The 16,726-nt window shown below is 65.2% G+C and carries 16 protein-coding genes; 9 read left to right on the top strand and 7 right to left on the bottom strand.

The window, feature by feature from the left end; all coding sequences use genetic code 11:
- Nucleotides 1–84 precede the first annotated feature (84 nt).
- From ACVW16_RS14120 to ACVW16_RS14110, 3 genes are all read right to left on the bottom strand, one after another.
- Nucleotides 85–672, bottom strand: coding sequence for a GNAT family N-acetyltransferase (locus ACVW16_RS14120; protein WP_456699798.1), 588 nt, complete (start codon nt 670–672; stop codon nt 85–87).
- Nucleotides 673–795: 123 nt separating this feature from the next.
- Nucleotides 796–1,938, bottom strand: a complete 1,143-nt coding sequence (locus ACVW16_RS14115; RefSeq protein WP_092235252.1) for a type III PLP-dependent enzyme — start codon at nt 1,936–1,938, stop codon at nt 796–798.
- 672 nt (nt 1,939–2,610) lie between these two features.
- The gene (locus tag ACVW16_RS14110; protein ID WP_092235256.1) at nt 2,611–2,865 is read right to left on the bottom strand and encodes a hypothetical protein; all 255 of its coding nucleotides are present in this window, start codon (nt 2,863–2,865) and stop codon (nt 2,611–2,613) included.
- A 135-nt stretch (nt 2,866–3,000) separates the two neighbouring features.
- Here ACVW16_RS14110 and ACVW16_RS14105 point away from each other — a divergent pair, with 135 nt between their 5' ends.
- Genes ACVW16_RS14105 through ACVW16_RS14095 form a run of 3 tightly spaced genes read left to right on the top strand, consistent with a single transcriptional unit; the run spans nt 3,001 to nt 6,799 of the window.
- Nucleotides 3,001–5,079, top strand: a complete 2,079-nt coding sequence (locus ACVW16_RS14105; protein ID WP_456737178.1) for a M3 family metallopeptidase — start codon at nt 3,001–3,003, stop codon at nt 5,077–5,079.
- Nucleotides 5,079–5,717 (top strand): DUF1007 family protein, encoded by a 639-nt coding sequence (locus ACVW16_RS14100; RefSeq protein WP_456705091.1) that lies wholly within the window; start codon nt 5,079–5,081, stop codon nt 5,715–5,717. Before ACVW16_RS14105 ends, ACVW16_RS14100 begins: the two co-directional genes overlap by 1 nt.
- Entirely contained in the window at nt 5,714–6,799 is a 1,086-nt protein-coding gene (locus ACVW16_RS14095; protein WP_456737179.1) for a nickel/cobalt transporter, read from the top strand. Before ACVW16_RS14100 ends, ACVW16_RS14095 begins: the two co-directional genes overlap by 4 nt.
- Before the next feature lie 38 nt (nt 6,800–6,837).
- Here the strand turns inward: ACVW16_RS14095 and ACVW16_RS14090 are convergent, their stop codons facing one another.
- Nucleotides 6,838–7,236: an MAPEG family protein gene (locus ACVW16_RS14090; RefSeq protein WP_456699795.1), complete on the bottom strand. Its 399-nt coding sequence runs from the start codon at nt 7,234–7,236 to the stop codon at nt 6,838–6,840.
- 81 nt (nt 7,237–7,317) lie between these two features.
- Here ACVW16_RS14090 and hemH point away from each other — a divergent pair, with 81 nt between their 5' ends.
- From hemH to ACVW16_RS14070, 4 genes are all read left to right on the top strand, one after another.
- The gene (gene hemH / locus ACVW16_RS14085) at nt 7,318–8,358 is read left to right on the top strand and encodes a ferrochelatase (protein ID WP_456737180.1); all 1,041 of its coding nucleotides are present in this window, start codon (nt 7,318–7,320) and stop codon (nt 8,356–8,358) included.
- A gap of 22 nt (nt 8,359–8,380) precedes the next feature.
- Complete coding sequence (locus ACVW16_RS14080; protein WP_456737181.1) at nt 8,381–9,349, top strand: ABC transporter substrate-binding protein; 969 nt, start codon at nt 8,381–8,383, stop codon at nt 9,347–9,349.
- Between the two features lie 209 nt (nt 9,350–9,558).
- Nucleotides 9,559–10,563, top strand: a complete 1,005-nt coding sequence (locus tag ACVW16_RS14075) for an SPFH domain-containing protein (RefSeq protein WP_456699792.1) — start codon at nt 9,559–9,561, stop codon at nt 10,561–10,563.
- 55 nt (nt 10,564–10,618) lie between these two features.
- Nucleotides 10,619–11,062, top strand: coding sequence for an NfeD family protein (locus ACVW16_RS14070; protein WP_456699791.1), 444 nt, complete (start codon nt 10,619–10,621; stop codon nt 11,060–11,062).
- Nucleotides 11,063–11,098: 36 nt separating this feature from the next.
- Here ACVW16_RS14070 and ACVW16_RS14065 read toward each other — a convergent pair whose 3' ends face one another.
- The gene (locus tag ACVW16_RS14065) at nt 11,099–11,419 is read right to left on the bottom strand and encodes a winged helix-turn-helix transcriptional regulator (RefSeq protein ID WP_456699790.1); all 321 of its coding nucleotides are present in this window, start codon (nt 11,417–11,419) and stop codon (nt 11,099–11,101) included.
- Between the two features lie 71 nt (nt 11,420–11,490).
- Between ACVW16_RS14065 and ACVW16_RS14060 the strand changes: the two genes are divergently transcribed.
- The gene (locus tag ACVW16_RS14060) at nt 11,491–12,042 is read left to right on the top strand and encodes a carboxymuconolactone decarboxylase family protein (RefSeq protein ID WP_456737182.1); all 552 of its coding nucleotides are present in this window, start codon (nt 11,491–11,493) and stop codon (nt 12,040–12,042) included.
- 89 nt (nt 12,043–12,131) lie between these two features.
- Here ACVW16_RS14060 and ACVW16_RS14055 read toward each other — a convergent pair whose 3' ends face one another.
- Nucleotides 12,132–13,139: a KpsF/GutQ family sugar-phosphate isomerase gene (locus tag ACVW16_RS14055; RefSeq protein WP_456699788.1), complete on the bottom strand. Its 1,008-nt coding sequence runs from the start codon at nt 13,137–13,139 to the stop codon at nt 12,132–12,134.
- Nucleotides 13,140–13,332: 193 nt separating this feature from the next.
- Between ACVW16_RS14055 and ACVW16_RS14050 the strand changes: the two genes are divergently transcribed.
- Nucleotides 13,333–15,075, top strand: coding sequence for an outer membrane beta-barrel protein (locus ACVW16_RS14050; protein ID WP_456737183.1), 1,743 nt, complete (start codon nt 13,333–13,335; stop codon nt 15,073–15,075).
- Nucleotides 15,076–15,274: 199 nt separating this feature from the next.
- Here the strand turns inward: ACVW16_RS14050 and ACVW16_RS14045 are convergent, their stop codons facing one another.
- Complete coding sequence (locus ACVW16_RS14045; protein ID WP_456699784.1) at nt 15,275–16,726, bottom strand: glutamate synthase subunit beta; 1,452 nt, start codon at nt 16,724–16,726, stop codon at nt 15,275–15,277.

The raw sequence follows: 16,726 nt of genomic DNA, 5'->3' as shown, positions 1-16,726 counted from the left end.
GGCTCACGCAACCCCTGCTCGGCGCAGGCGCGGCGGCGCGTTGCCGCGGAGCACGGCTTCGGTCGTCTCCATCATGGCGATCCCTTACGCCGCGTGCGCCTGGAGGGGGCGAACTACCCTCCGTTTGGGCAGGGCCGCGCCGGTCGGGACGATCATCCCCGCGGCGCCATCGAGCGCACCGATCTGGAATTCGATCGCCAGCAGGCGGTCGCTCTCGAACGGGCCAGGCAGCATCAGTCCGCCGGTCTTCTCGGCCGAGAAGCCGAAGCGGGCGTAGTAGGGCGCATCGCCGAGCAGGATCACGGCTTGATGCCCGCGCGCCCGGGCGGCGGCCAGCGCTTGATACATCAGCGCGGCGCCGATCCCGAGCTCGCGGCAGGCAGGGTCCACCGCCAGTGGTCCGAGGACCAGAGCGGGCCTGCCGCCGGCGCTGACGTGCCACAGCCGCACGGTTCCCACGAGCTTCCCCTCGCGCATCGCCGACAGGCCAAGGCCTGCAGCAGGCGCACGTCCGTCGCGCAGGCGCTGGCAGGTGCGGTCATGGCGATTCTCGCCAAAACAGACATCGAGCAGCGCTTCACGCATCGCGACGTCGGATGCACGTTCCGCGCGGATCACGAACGGAACGGCATGCGAAGTGAGGGCGATCTGTGGCTTCCGAAAAGCAGTCATGGCGCGTCAGTCCCCGCTTGAATCCGCACGAAGGCGTGCGGTCTCAAGCGTCGTCAGAATGGCAATGTCGGGTGAGGAGCCGGCAAGTCGGCTCCCTGATAGCCTCGGAAGAAGAGAGGCTGCTTAGATGTGGTAGGTCTTCAGCGGCGGGATGCCGTTGAACGCCACCGCCGAGTAGGTCGACGTATAGGCCCCGGTGCCTTCGATCAGCAGCTTGTCGCCGATCTCGAGCGTAACAGGGAGCGGATACGGGGTCTTCTCGTACAGCACGTCGGCGCTGTCGCAGGTCGGACCTGCGAGCACGCACGGGGTCATGTCCGCGCCGTCATGCGGGGTGCGGATGGCGTAGCGGATCGACTCGTCCATGGTCTCGGCGAGACCGCCGAACTTGCCGATGTCCAGGTACACCCAGCGCACCTCGTCCTCGTCGCTCTTCTTCGAGATGAGCACGACCTCGGATTCGATGATGCCGGCGTTGCCCACCATGCCGCGGCCCGGCTCGATGATGGTCTCCGGAATCTGGTTGCCGAAGTGCTTGCGCAGCGCGCGGAAGATCGAGCGGCCGTAGGTCACGACCGGCGGCACGTCCTTCAGGTACTTGGTCGGGAAACCGCCGCCCATGTTGACCATGGTCAGGTTGATGCCGCGCTCGGCGCAGTCGCGGAACACCTGCGAGGCCATCGCCAGCGCACGATCCCACGCCTTCACCTTGCGCTGCTGCGAGCCGACATGGAACGAGATGCCGCACGGTTCCAGGCCCAGGCGCTTGGCGGCGTCGAGCACCTCGACGGCCATTTCCGGGTCGCAGCCGAACTTGCGCGACAGCGGCCACTCGGCGCCGGCGCAATCATAGAGGATGCGGCAGAACACCTTCGCGCCGGGAGCGGCACGGGCGACCTTCTCGACCTCGGCGGTGCAGTCGACCGCGAACAGCCGGATGCCGAGCGCGAAGGCGCGCGCGATGTCGCGCTCCTTCTTGATCGTGTTGCCGAAGGAGATGCGGTCGGGCGTCGCACCGGCGGCCAGCGCCATCTCGATCTCGGCGACCGTCGCGGTGTCGAAGCAGGAGCCCATGGAAGCGAGCAACGACAGCACTTCCGGTGCCGGGTTCGCCTTGACCGCGTAGAACACGCGGCTGTCGGGCAGCGCCTTGGCGAAGGTCTGGTAATTGTCGCGCACGACCTCGAGGTCGACGACGAGGCACGGCTCGGTGTCGAGACCTTCCTTGCGGCGGTTGCGCAGGAATTCCTGGATACGTTCGGTCATGGCACTCTCCGGCGGCCCCAGCGACGGGGTCCGTATCAACGTGACGTCGGATAAGAGCGCTCCGGCCACATCGCGCGATGGAGGCGCGCTGAAGCCAAAAGACTCAAACCAGACTGTGCTGCCGTGGATTGGTTGGGAGAGTTTCCCGCCCGCTCACCTGGCAATGAAGGACAAGCCTTTTCAGTAGCCCGCGCCGGCGGTGGAATGCCGGTAGAGACCAAAAAAGCCCGATCCGTCGTTGCTTTAAGTCGCGTCCCCCGTTGAGAGCGGGGTGCGCCGGTTCGCCTCCGGCTGCCAGTCACGGTTGCAAAGAGTGAAGTCACCTTCGACAAGGCATCCCTTGAGAGAGATGCTGGACGCTCCGGGTTTGCTTCGTCGTCTGACCTTTCGGTCTCGCGACTTCCGCACTTCCGAAGAGCCCCTCGGCTTCTTCACCCCTTGGCGGCTGTCCGGCCTCTTGTCCGGATACCTACCGACTGACACACGACCACAGGCACGTGCGAAATTGGGCAAGAGCGCACATAAGCGTTTTGACTCTGCTTCGCAAGAATTTTTTTAGGCTGAGAACAGAATTGCCTAACATCTGCTTGCGCAGTGTTGCGCGAGCGAAGCGGAAGATGAACGCGCGTTAAGTTTTCTGTGTCTGCGTATGTCTCGCGCGCGCGAGACGCCTCAGCCGCGCTTGAAGAACGGCTCGACGCGCTGAGCCGCGCGGACGAACGCGGTCATGACCAGCACGCCGAGTGCGAACAGCACGGCCTGAAGGATGTGCGCGGCCTGGTCGCCGAGTCCGAGCAGAACCGCGAGCGCCCAGCCGCCGGCAAAGGCCGCGCCGAACACCTCGGCGCCGATCAGGATCGCGGCGCTGACGACGGTGATGACGCTCGGCCAGACGATCTGACGGGAAGACGAGGAGGGCGCGTTCATGGGCGTTGGGGTCCGTGGCTTCGAGGGCCGCAATCTCTCCGAAAAGGCCGGCGGGAGCAAGGCCAAATGGCCCAAAAAAGCCCCATCGCGTGCTATAGCTGCGCCCAACAAATTGCCTCAAAAATCGGACTTGCGATGTCAGACCTCCACCAAATTACGGACTCCGAGACCAATCCGCTGCTCAAGGCCTGGGTGACGCCGTTTGGGACCCCGCCCTTCGACGAGATCTCGCCGGAGCACTTCCTGCCGGCCTTCGAGCAGGCCTTCGCCGATCACGCCGCCGAGGTCGCGGCGATCACCAATGATCCGGCCACGCCCGACTTCGCCAACACCATCACGGCGCTGGAGCGCTCCGGCAAGCTGCTCAACAAGGTTGCGGCGGTGTTCTACGACCTGGTCTCGGCGCATTCCAATCCGGCCATCCTGGACATCGACAAGGAGGTCTCCGTGCGGATGGCGCGGCACTGGAATCCCATCATGATGAACGCCGTGCTGTTTGGCCGCATCGCCCAGCTGCACGAAAACCGCGCCGATCTTGGCCTGACACCGGAGCAGCTCCGTCTTCTGGAGCGCACCTACACCCGCTTCCACCGCGCCGGCGCCGGCCTGTCCGACGAGGCCAAGACGCGGATGGCCGAGATCAACGAGCAGCTGGCCCAGCTCGCGACCGGCTTCAGCCATCACCTGCTCGGCGACGAGCAGGACTGGTTCATGGAGCTTGGGGAGGCCGACCGGCAGGGCCTGCCGGAGAGCTTTGTCGCCGCCGCCAAGGCTGCGGCAGAAGACCGCGGCATGGCAGGCAAGGCCATCGTGACGCTGTCGCGCTCCTCCGCCGAGCCGTTCCTGAAGAGCTCGGCCCGCCGCGATCTGCGCGAGAAGGTCTACAAGGCCTTCATCGCGCGCGGGGACAACGGCAATGCCAACGACAACAACACGGCCATCGGCGAGATCCTGAAGCTGCGCGAGGAGAGCGCCCAGCTGCTGGGCTATCCGACCTTCGCCGCCTACCGGCTCGAGGACTCCATGGCGAAGACGCCGGATGCGGTTCGTGGCCTCCTGGAGCGGGTCTGGAAGCCGGCCCGGGCCCGTGCGCTCGCCGACCGCGACGAGATGCAGGCGCTGATCACGGAGGAGGGCGGCAATTTCAAGCTCGCGCCCTGGGATTGGCGTTACTACGCCGAAAAACTTCGCCTCCAACGCGCCAACTTCGACGACGCCGCGATCAAGCCGTATCTGACGCTCGATCAGATGATCGCCGCTGCCTTCGACTGCGCCAGCCGCCTGTTCGGCATCACCTTCGCCGAGCGCAAGGATGTGTCGGTCTGGCACCCTGATGTACGGGTCTGGGAGGTGAAGGGTCCTGACGGCAAGCACAAGGCGCTGTTCTACGGCGACTATTACGCCCGGCCGTCCAAACGCTCCGGCGCCTGGATGACATCGCTGCGCGACCAGCAGAAGCTCGACGGCGAGATCGCCCCGCTCATCATCAATGTCTGCAACTTTGCCAAGGGCACGGGCAGCGAGCCTTCGCTGCTGTCGCCCGACGATGCCCGCACCCTGTTCCATGAATTCGGCCACGGCCTGCACGGCATGCTGTCCAACGTGACCTATCCGTCGCTGTCGGGCACCTCTGTCTTCACCGACTTCGTCGAGCTGCCCTCCCAGCTCTACGAGCACTGGCAGGAGCGGCCCGAGGTGCTGCAGCAATTCGCCCGCCACTACCAGACCGGCGAGCCGCTGCCTGACGATCTGCTGCAACGGTTCCTTGCCGCGCGAAAATTCAACCAGGGCTTTGCCACTGTCGAGTTCGTCTCCTCGGCGCTGCTCGATCTCGAGTTCCATTCCCAGCCGGCCTCTGCCGCGCAGGACGTCCGCGCCTTCGAGAAACGTGAGCTCGAGAAGATCGGGATGCCCGAGGAAATCTCGATGCGGCACCGGCCGACCCAGTTCGGCCACATCTTCTCCGGCGATCACTATGCGGCCGGCTATTACAGCTACATGTGGTCGGAGGTGATGGACGCCGACGCCTTCGGCGCCTTCGAGGAAGCCGGCAACATCTTCGATCCTGAGGTGGCAAAACGCCTGCATGACGACATCTATTCGAGCGGCGGATCGGTCGACCCGGAAGCCGCCTACGAGGCTTTCCGCGGCCGCCCGCCCGAGCCCGACGCGCTGCTCCGCCGCCGCGGGCTGCTCGACGAAAAGGCGGCCTGATCGGCATGCGCGTCTTGCTGGGATGGCTGCTCGCTGTCGGCCTGTCGCTTGCAGCAGGCTCGGCGAGCGCACATCCGCATGTCTGGATCACAGCGACGAGCGAGCTGCTCTACGCCGAGGATGGCAGCATCACCGGCGTTCGCCACGCCTGGACCTTTGACGACATGTTCTCCGCCTATGCAGTGCAGGGGCTCGAGAGCAAGACCAAGGGGGCCTATACCCGCGAGGAGCTCGGGCCGCTGGCGCAGACCAATGTCGAGTCGCTGAAGGAATATGCCTACTTCACCTTCGCGAAAGCGGATGGCAAGAAGGAGCGCTTCAACGATCCGGTCGACTATTACCTCGACTACAAGGACACGGTGCTGACCCTGCATTTCACGCTGCCGCTCAAGAACCCGGTGAAGTCCAGGCAGCTGGTGCTCGAAGTGTTCGACCGCTCCTTCTTCATCGACTTTCAGATGGCCAGGGACAATCCGGTCAAGCTGGTCGGCGCACCCGCCGGCTGCCAGATGAAGCTCGATCGTCCCAGTGACGGTTCCGCGACCGCGCAGAAGCTCAACGAGCAGACCTTTCTGGATGGGCCGAATGCCAATTTCGGCATGATGTTCGCCAACAAGATCACGGTGGATTGCCCTTGAAGCCGCATCTCTCGCCGTTCGGGCGTGGGCTCCTTGCCTGCGCCGCTATTCTCCTCGTCGCCGGCATGGCCGACGCCGCGCTCCACGATGTCCTTGCGCAAAATCCGTTCGGCGCGCCGAAGCAGGCGCCGCAGCCCGAAGCCGGTGGTCTCATCGGCTGGCTGCTGGCAAAGCAGTCGGAATTCTATCGCCAGATGTCGTCGACCATCCGGGCGGCCAAGTCCGACGGCTCGGCGGTGTGGACGCTGCTCTTCATCTCCTTCGCCTACGGCATCTTCCATGCCGCCGGCCCCGGCCACGGCAAGGCGGTGATCGCCTCCTATCTCGTTGCCAACCGCGAGACCGCGCGGCGCGGCATCGCGCTGTCGTTTGCCTCCGCGCTGATGCAGTCGCTTGCGGCGATCTCGATCGTCGGCATCTCGGCCTGGATCCTGAACGCCACCGCCAAGACCATGTGCAAGGCGGAGGGCGCGATCGAAATCGCAAGCTATGCCCTGATCGCGCTGTTCGGCCTGCGGCTGGTCTGGGTCAAGGGCCGCACCTTCCTCCGCGCACTGCAGGTGGCGCAGCCGGTGCCCGCCTTGGCGGGCGTGCCGCATGACCATCATGATCACCACGACCATCATCACCACGATCATGGTCATGATCCCGCGCACGCCCATCATCACCACGGGCATGACCACGTTCACGACGAGCATTGCGGCCATTCTCATGGCCCGACTCCGAGCGAGCTCGCGGGCCCCGGTGGCTGGCGGCGCGGCTTTGCCGCGATCCTGACCGTCGGGATCCGTCCCTGCTCGGGTGCGATCCTGGTGCTGGTGTTCGCGCTCGCCCAGGGCCTGTTCTGGGCCGGCATTGCCGCGACCTTCCTGATGGGCTTGGGCACCGCGATCACTGTGGCGGTCATCGCGGTGATGGCCGTCTCGGCCAAGGACGTCGCCGGCCGCCTGAGCGCGGGGCGTGACGGCGGCGGCGCGCTTTTGATGCGCGGTGTCGAACTCGGCGCGGCGGCTCTCGTGCTGCTGTTCGGCGCGGGGCTGTTGTTCGGCTACATCGCGGCCGAGCGGACGACGTGCTTTTGAGGTCCTCTTACCCTCGCCCTCCAGGGGAGGGTAAGAGCTCACACCGGCAGCAGCCGCTTCAACATCGGCATGAAGAAGATCGCGAGATTGATCGCAAAGCCGATGCTCCACAGGATGGAGCGCAGCGCCGGCCGGTTGCCGAGATAGGTCAGGACGTAGGCGACCCGCACGATCAGGAACAGCACCGCGAGCTCGTCGACCAGGCGCTGCGGCGAGTCCCTGTATTCGGCGAGCAGGATGGCGAAGGCGAAGAACGGAAAGGTCTCGATCCCGTTCTGGTGCGCGCCGAGCGCGCGCTGCGCGATGGCGTCCTGATAGAAGGCGGGATCGCGCGGCCGGGAATTGTCGAAGCCGCGAAACCTGATCCATTTGATCGAGACGATCGTCAAGAGATAGAGCAGCAGCGCTCCGAGCACGCACCATTCCGCGAGCGTCATCGTTCCTCCCCCGCCTGGAAGCGACCCTAGCCAAACCCGGCTCATCTTGACAAGTTCGGACCAACGCGCGACCCAAAGGTCATGACGACCATCGCCGCCCCCATCGTTTCAGCGAAACCGGCAACACAGTCGGCCCCATCGCGCGTGGGCGTGCTGCTGGTCAATCTCGGGACGCCCGACACCGCCGATGCGCCTGGTGTGCGGGTCTACCTCAAGGAATTCCTGTCGGACCCCCGCGTCATCGAGGACCAGGGCCTGATCTGGCAATTGGTGCTCAACGCCATCATCCTGCGCAGCCGCCCGCGCACCAAGGCGCTCGATTACCGGAAGATATGGAACAACGAGCGCAATGAGTCGCCGCTGAAGACCATCACGCGGTCGCAAGCCGACAAGCTCGCCGCCGCATTATCTGCTAGCCCGCATGTCGTGGTGGACTGGGCGATGCGCTACGGCAATCCCTCGATCGAGGCGGGCATCGATGCGCTGATCGCGAAGGGCTGCGAACGCATTCTCGCGGTTCCGCTTTATCCGCAATATTCCGCCTCGACTTCGGCGACCGTCTGCGACGAGGTGTTCCGCGTGCTGGCCCGCCTGCGCAACCAGCCGACACTGCGCGTGACGCCGCCATATTACGAGGACGAGGCCTACATCGAGGCGCTCGCAACCTCGATCGAGGCCCATCTCGCGACCCTGCCATTCAAGCCCGAGCTGATCGTCGCCTCCTTTCACGGCATGCCGAAATCCTATGTCGACAAGGGCGATCCCTATCAGAGCCACTGCATCGCCACGACGCACGCACTGCGCCGCCGGCTCGGCATGGACGACACAAACCTGCTGCTCACATTCCAGTCGCGCTTCGGCAATGATGAATGGCTGCAGCCCTACACCGACAAGACGATGGAGCGGCTGGCGAAAGAAGGCGTGCGCCGGATTGCGGTGGTGACGCCGGGCTTTTCCGCCGATTGTCTTGAGACACTGGAGGAGATCGCGCAGGAGAACGCCGAGATCTTCCGGCACAATGGCGGCGAGCAGTTTTCCGCGATCCCCTGCCTCAACGACAGTGCTCCCGGCATGGACGTGATCCGCACGCTCGTGCTGCGGGAGTTGCAAGGCTGGATCTGAGATGTCTGGATTTGAGGCGCCCATGAACCGCCGCGAGTGTCTGGCGCTTCTTGGGACGACCGCCGCGCTGGCGCCCCCGGCACGGGCGCAGCAGCCGGCTCCGCCGCGCCGCCTGGGGGTGCTGTCGGTCACTGCTGCTGACGATGTGATCGGCCGGCCGCGGCTCGCCGAGGCGCTTGCCTCCCTTGGCTGGAAGGATCGAGACAATGTCAAAATCGACTGGCGCAGCGGCGCCGGTGATCGGGCCCACCTCGCGCAGCTTGCCGACGAGCTGATCGCGCTCAAGCCCGACATCCTGCTCGCGCTCGGCACGCCCTCGGTGGAAGAGTTGCGCCGGCGCACCGCGACGATCCCGATCGTGTTTGCGGTGGTCACCGATCCGGTCGGCCAGGGCTTTGTCCAGAACCTGGCCCATCCCGGCGGCAACATCACCGGCTTCACCGATTATGACGGGCCGCTGGCCGGCAAATGGCTGGAGATGCTGACGCAGGTCACGCCAAAGGTGTCCCGCGTCTTCGTCGTCTACAATCCGGCAACCGCGCCGTTCGCACCGCTGATGCTGCGCACGCTCGAGGAGGCCGGGCGAACACTGCACGTGACGATCGAGCCGGCGCGCGTGCATGATGTCGCTTCTATCGCCGCGCTGGCGTCGCGCAAGGACGGCGGTTTCCTGGTGCTGCCGGACTTCTTCGCCATGGCGAACCGCGCGCAGTTGCTGGCGGCGATTGAGCAGGCGCGTCTGCCGGCCGTGTTCTGCATCCGGGCCTTTGTCGATGAAGGCGGGCTGATGTCCTACAGCACCGACAGTGCCGAGCAGTTGCGGCGGGCCGCCGGCTATGTCGATCGCATCCTGAAGGGTGCGCAGCCTGCGGACCTCCCGATCCAGAACCCGACCAAGTTCGAGCTCGCAATCAACCTCAAGACGGCCAAGGCGATCGGCGTCGCGCTTCCCCCAGGCCTGCTCGCCATCGCGAACGACGTCATCGAGTAGCGTCGCAAATCGTTAACGTTTGCCGCTAGGTCTCCGCCTTCTCGCTTTCAAGGGCTCTTCGTAAATACATAATCGTGACCGTCCCCTCTCAGCACGTCTTGTGCGCAATGGCGAGAATGCCGACGTGAAAAGCGACCGCTGAACCGATAGGGTCCTGATCCCGACCAATGACAGCGCGGGAGAGGCCTTTTTCCCGCCTTGGAGGAGATATGAGCGGCTTCGACATTTTCGCGATTGTTCTTGTGTTGCTCGTCATCATCACGCTGATTGCCGGCGTGAAGACGGTCCCGCAGGGCTATGACTGGACCATCGAGCGGTTCGGCAAATACACGCAGACGCTGAGTCCGGGCCTTAACTTGATCGTGCCCTATTTCGATCGCGTGGGTCGCAAGATCAACATGATGGAGCAGGTGATCGACATCCCCGAGCAGGAGGTCATCACCAAGGACAACGCCACCGTGACGGTCGACGGCGTCGCCTTCTTCCAGGTGTTCGATGCCGCCAAGGCGAGCTACGAGGTCGCCAATCTGACGCAAGCGATCACGGTGCTGACCATGACAAACATCCGATCCGTGATGGGATCGATGGATCTCGACCAGGTGCTGTCGCATCGCGACGAGATCAACGAGCGCCTGCTGCGCGTCGTCGACGCCGCGGTCTCGCCCTGGGGCGTCAAGGTCAACCGCATCGAGATCAAGGACATCGTGCCGCCGGCTGACCTCGTCGAAGCCATGGGCCGGCAGATGAAGGCCGAGCGCGTGAAGCGCGCCGACATTCTGGCCGCGGAAGGCCAGCGCCAGTCCGAGATCCTGCGCGCCGAGGGCGCCAAGCAGGGGCAGATCCTCCAGGCCGAAGGCCGCCGCGAAGCTGCCTTCCGCGACGCCGAGGCCCGTGAGCGTCTGGCTGAGGCCGAGGCCAAGGCGACGCAGGCGGTGTCGGAAGCCATCGCCAAGGGCGACGTGGCCGCGCTGAACTATTTTATCGCCGACAAGTATATCAAGGCGTTCGGCCAGTTCGCGGAGGCGCCGAACCAGAAGATCATCATGCTGCCGATGGAGGCGACCAGCATGCTCGGCTCGCTCGCCGGCATCGGCGAGATTGCCAAGGCAACCTTCGGCGAAAGCGCTGCATCCGCGGCGGCCGCCGCGCGCCGCACCAGCTCGGTGCCCCCGACCGGCTCGACGCCGCCCTCGGTCCCGCCGCGGCAAGGGTAAGGAACGGCGCATGATTTTCCGCTAAGGTCATGCGCCAATACAAAGAGGTCGTGTCATGGCCGACATGTTCGTATCGCTCGGCAACTGGAACTGGCTGATCTTCGGCTTCATCCTGATGGCGCTCGAAGTGATCGCGCCGGGCGTGTTCCTGTTCTGGCTCGGGCTTGCCGCGTTGCTGGTGGGCCTGATCTCGTTCGTTACAGTCATCTCCTGGCAGATCCAGCTCGTGATGTTCGCGGTGTTCGCCGCCGCCGCCGTGCCGGTGTGGCGCCGGCTCGCCCGGCCGAAGCCTGATGGCAGCGCCAGCCCCTTCCTCAACAAGCGCACCGAGGCACTGTTGGGGCGCGAGTTCACGCTGGAGAAGCCGATCATCGACGGCAACGGCACTGTCCGTATCGGCGACACGGTATGGCGCGTGGCCGGCCCGGATACGCCGGCGGGGACGCGGGTGAAGGTGGTGCAGGTGGATGGTGCGAATTTGACGGTCGCTGCGGCGTGAGCCGCTCCTACCTCCAAGGGAGGGTAAGAGCAGCCCCTACCTCTTCCACCTCTCCGCAAAGCGGTGCAGCGGCATGAATGTCTCGCACAAGTCCCGCCCGAGCGGCGTCAGCCCATAACCGCCACCGTCGCCCAGTTCCACAAACCCGGCCTCGCGCAACTCCGTCAGCCGCGCTTGCAGCACCGTCGGCGAAGCCTCGTCGCAGGCCGTGCGCAAGGCACGCGAGGTGAGGGGCTCGTCGCGCAGCTCCCACAGGATCCGCAGGCTCCAGCGGCGGCCGAGCAGGTCAAGCAGCGCCATGATCGGCCGCCCGGTGCGCGAGCCGCGGACTTTCCGTGAGCTTCCCCGTTTCGCCATCGCGCCCCTCTTGCATCCCGCTACGGATAATGTAGCGTTGCGCTACATTAATTGTAGCAAGAAAGGCGCCCATGTCATCCATGATGCCCCGAATCGCCCCGCTCGATCAGCCTTATCCCCCGGAGATCGAAGCGCAGTTCGACCGCATCATGCGCGGCGCGCCGCCGCTGCTGCTGTTCCGGGTCATGGCGGGCCATACGCGCGCCTGGAACAAGTTTCGCGCCGGCGGCTTGCTCGATCCCGGACCGCTGTCGCTCCGCCAGCGCGAGATCGTCATCGACCGCACCTGCGCGCTCAACGCATGCGAATATGAATGGGGCGTCCATGTCGCGGCGTTCGCCGGCCCGGCCAAGCTCACCGAGGATGAGGTGCTCGCGACCGTGAAGGGCGATGCGACTTCATCCTGCTGGTCGCCGGATGAGCAGGCCCTGATCGCGGCGGTGGACGCGCTGCACACCTGCGCGACCTTCACCGACGCGGAGTTTGCTGCGCTGTCGGCGCATTACGACGAGGCGCAAATCCTCGAGATCATGCTGCTGTGCGGCTTCTACCGCACGGTGTCGTATCTGGCGAACGGGCTGAAGCTGCCGCTGGAGGAGAACGCGGCGCGGTTTCCGGGGTAGACATTCCAACCGCAGTCATTGCGAGGAGCTCGCGATAAAATTGCGAAGCAATTTTGCGCTGAAGCGACGAACCAATGGCGGGGAGAGACCTACGCCACGCCCGCCCGCAGCAGATCGTGCAGATGCACGATGCCGACCACCTTGTCTGCCTCGGTCACCACCAGCGTCGTGATCTTGCGGGTGTTCAGCACCTCGATCATCTCGGTCGCGAGCATCGAGGGCGGCACGGTCTTCGGCCGCCTGGTCATGATGTCATCGACCGACGCCGTCAACAGATCGGGCCGCATGTGGCGGCGCAGATCGCCGTCGGTGATGATGCCCACGGCCTCGTTCGCGGCGTCGACGATGCAGACGCAGCCGAGCCCCTTGGCCGACATCTCCACCACCGCGTCCGACATCTTGGTGCCCAGGGGCTTGACTGGAATCTCCGCGCCGGTGCGCATGTAGTCGCGGACGAATTTCAGCATCGCGCCGAGCTTGCCGCCGGGATGGAAATGCGCGAACTCCAGCGCCGTGAAGCCGCGGCCTTCGAGCAGCGCAATCGCAATGGCATCGCCGATGGCGGCCTGCATCATGGTCGAGGTGGTCGGCGCCAGATTGTGCGGGCAGGCCTCGCGCGCCTTCGGCAGCTCGATGACGATGTCGGCGGCCTGGCCGAGCGAAGACGCCGCGTTCGAGGTCACCGCGATCATCGGGATCGCAAACCGCGCCGAATAGTTCACCAGCGTCTTCATCTCCGGCTGCTCGCCGGACCAGGACAGCGCCATGATGACGTCGTCAGTCGTGATCATGCCGAGGTCGCCATGGGCGGCTTCAGCGGTGTGAACGAAGAAGGCCGGCGTGCCCGTCGAGGCGAGGGTCGCCGCGGTCTTGCGCGCCATGTGGCCCGATTTGCCGAGGCCGGTGACGATGACGCGGCCCTTGGCGTTGCGGATCAGATCGACCGCTCTGGCAAAAGGCTCGCCCAGCGGCCCGCGCAGCGCGGCCGCGAGCGCGTTGATGCCGCCGCTCTCTGTCTCCAGCGTGCGGAGCGCGGATTCGACGCTGTCAGGAGTGGGGCCAGATGAGTGGGTCATCAGCGGTTTCGAACTCGGCATGTGCTGGTCCAGGGAGGAGGGGCGTCGGCCCGTTGGCGCCTCCCTTAGCATGCCCGGACCTTCGAGGCGACGCGGGCGCCAGGACCTCAACGGGTCATTAACCATAATTGTTTTAACTCCATTAAGGATGGTTCCCCGCGTGTCCGCGCGAGGTCATCAGTCAAGTATCTGATTTCGTTGGAGTTATTCCATCGTGGGGTCGCCTCCAGGCAGGGGCCGGAGCAAGCGCGCGCAACTCCTTCGCGCCGCTTTGCCATGCCTGCTGCTGACCGCGCTGGAAAGCGCGCCCGCGGCCGCCCAGAGCGTCACGCCAGACCTGTTCAATCCCACCCGCGGTGGCTTCGTCTCGCCTGACACGCTGCCGACGCGGCGCACGGCGGGCGTCCCGCAGGCACCCTCCGATGCGATCCCGCAGCCGCCGGATCCCAATGATGATCCGCGCAAGCGAAGCGAGACGGGGGCGCCATCGCGAATCGCCCAGGTCCCGGCCTATGGCCTGCCCGCGGCCAACGGCGCGAGCAGCTCCGGCTACGACTCGCTCAACCGCAAGCGCCAGCAGCCAAAGCTCTATCCGGGCCAGCCGAAGCCCAGGAAGCCCGCAGGCCCGGGCTCGCCGGTGCCGCCTGCGACGCCCGACACGAGCCTTGGCCCACCGCGCATCGCGCCGCCGCCGTCGGAGACCGCGCATAAGGCGCCGCTGTCGCCCGCGATGGCCGGCACCGTCCCCGGCCAGCCCTTGCGCCGTCGCCTCAAGGTCGATGACGATGCGTTCGGCGCGGTCGGCGACTACGCCGGCAGCTTCCTGATCAAGGGCGGGCTCGAGCTCTCCACCGGCTACGACAGCAATCCTGCGCGCTTGCAAAAGCCTGTCGGTTCGCCCGTCTACGTGGTCGCGCCCGATCTGCTGGTGATGTCGGACTGGGAGCGCCATGCGCTGGTGGCGGATTTGCGCGGTTCGTTCTCCGGCTACACCAACAACATGCCGGCCACGATCGACGGACTTCCCTCGCCGTCGCCGGTCGAGATCGACCGTCCTGACTTCACCGGCCATGTCGACGGCCGTTTCGACGTCGACCGCGATCTCAAGCTGACGTCGCAGCTGCGCCTGCGGCTCGCCACCGACAATCCCGGCAGCCCGAACGTGCAGGCCGGTTTGCAGAAATATCCTGTCTACGCCACCTATGGCGGAACCTTCGGCTTCGACCAGACCTTCAACCGCTTCCAGGTCGCGGCCGGCGCGACCGTCGATCGCACCGCCTACACGGATTCAAAACTCACCGACGGTTCGACCTTCAGCAATGATGACCGCGACTTCAACCAGTATGGCGGCGTCGGGCGTTTCTCCTACGAGCTGAAGCCTGGCCTCAAGCCGTTCGTCGAGATCGAGGGCGACAACCGCATTCACGACCAGGCCGCCGACCGCAACGGCTATTTGCGCGATTCATCCGGCGGCTATGCCAAGGTCGGCTCGTCCTTCGAGTTCTCGCGCATCCTCACCGGCGAAGTCTCGGTCGGCTATTCCGCGCGCACCTATGTCGACCCGCGGCTGAGCCAGCTCTCGGGCTTCCTCACCTCGGGCTCGCTGATCTGGAACGCCAGCGGCCTGACGACGGTGAAATTCAACACCGACACGCAGATCGCGGAAACCACCATCCCCGGCTCCTCCGGCGTGCTGGTGCACACCTATGCCGCCGAAGTCGACCACGACTTCCGCCGCTGGCTCACCGCGATCGGCAAGTTCACCTACGGCACCTACGACTATCAGGGCCAAAGTCGCAACGACAAGACCTACTCGCTCGAAGGCAACCTGATCTACAAGCTCAACCGCAACATCTGGATCAAGGGCACGCTGCGCCACGACATCCTGGCTTCGAACGTCGCGGGCGCGAGTTCGCAGGGGACGGTGGTGATGCTGGGGGTGAGGCTGCAGAATTGAGGAGAAGCCATTATGGCAGCTCGAATTACTTTAGACATCAATTCGGCCGGTGAATTCGAGCTTTGGCTTAATCCCGAAGGCCGAGACCTTCTGGTGAACGCCGCGGCTTATCCGTATTCGTCTGACGTCTCTGGAATACTGGATCGCCCGGTCAAGCCGGGCGATGACACCGTTTGCGATTTGGCGGCCGAGCAAACACTCAGCGCGGCAGATCCGTCTTCCCCATCAGGAACGTGTCGATCGAGCGGGCACACAGCCGCCCCTCGCGGATCGCCCAGACCACCAGCGACTGGCCGCGGCGCATGTCGCCGGCGGAGAACACGTTCGGGCGTGAGGTCTGGTAGTCCAGCGTGTTGGCCTTGACGTTGCCGCGCGGGTCGAGATCGACGGCGAGCTGCTTCAAGAGGCCCTCGTGCACCGGGTGCACAAAGCCCATCGCAAGGAGGACCAGCTCGGCATCGAGCTCGAACTCGGTGCCTTCGATCGGCTTGAACTTGTCGTCGACGCGCACGCAGTGCAGCTTCCTGACCTTGCCGTTCTCGCCCGAGAACTTCTGCGTCAGCACGGCGAATTCGCGGACCGCGCCTTCGGCCTGGCTCGAGGACGTGCGCATCTTCAGCGGCCAGTTCGGCCAGGTCAGGCCCTTGTTCTCGCGCTCGGGCGGTGCGGGCATGATCTCGAGTTGGGTCACGGACAGCGCGCCCTGGCGCAGCGAGGTGCCGATGCAGTCCGATCCGGTGTCGCCGCCGCCGATGACGACGACATGCTTGCCGCCGGCCAGGATCTCCTTGACGCCGTTCAGCGGCTCGCTGGAGACACGGCGGTTCTGCTGCGGCAGGAAGTCCATGGCGTAGTGGATGCCGTCGAACTCGCGGCCGGGGATCGGCAGGTCGCGCGGGGCTTCCGCGCCGCCGGTCAGCGCGATCGCGTCGTACTGGTTGAGCATCTCGCGCGGGTCGACATTGCCGTCGACGCCGACATGGCTGTTGTAGTGGAAGGTGACGCCTTCGCCCTCCATCTGCTTGACGCGGCGGTCGATGACACCCTTCTCCATCTTGAAGTCGGGGATGCCGTAGCGCAGCAGTCCGCCGGCCTTGGCGTACTTCTCGAACAGATGCACCTCGTGGCCGGCGCGCGCGAGCTGCTGCGCGCAGGCCATGCCGGCCGGACCCGAGCCGATCACCGCGACTTTCTTGCCCGTCTTCACGGCTGCGACTTCAGGCTTCAGCCAGCCATTGTCCCAGGCGCGGTCGACGATCGCGCATTCGATGGTCTTGATGGTGACGGGGTTGTCGTCGATGTTGAGCGTGCAGGACGCTTCGCACGGCGCCGGGCAGATGCGGCCGGTGAATTCGGGGAAATTGTTGGTCGAGTGCAGATTGCGCGAAGCCTCTTCCCAATTGCCCTGATAGACGAGGTCGTTCCAGTCGGGGATCTGGTTGTTGACCGGGCAGCCGGGCGTGCCCGGCGCGACCGAGCCGGTGCCGTGGCAGTAGGGAATGCCGCAGTTCATGCAGCGCGCGGCCTGGTCGCGCGTTTCCTTCTCGGTCAAGGGAACGACGAACTCGTTGTAGTGCTTCACGCGCTCGGCGACCGGGGTGTACCTGCGGTCATGCCGTTCGATTTCGAGAAAACCCGTGATCTTGCCCAT

The organism is Bradyrhizobium sp. USDA 4474 (assembly GCF_054057515.1).
Note: the sequence above shows the minus strand (reverse complement) of the source record. Positions and strands in the feature narration are given on the sequence as shown.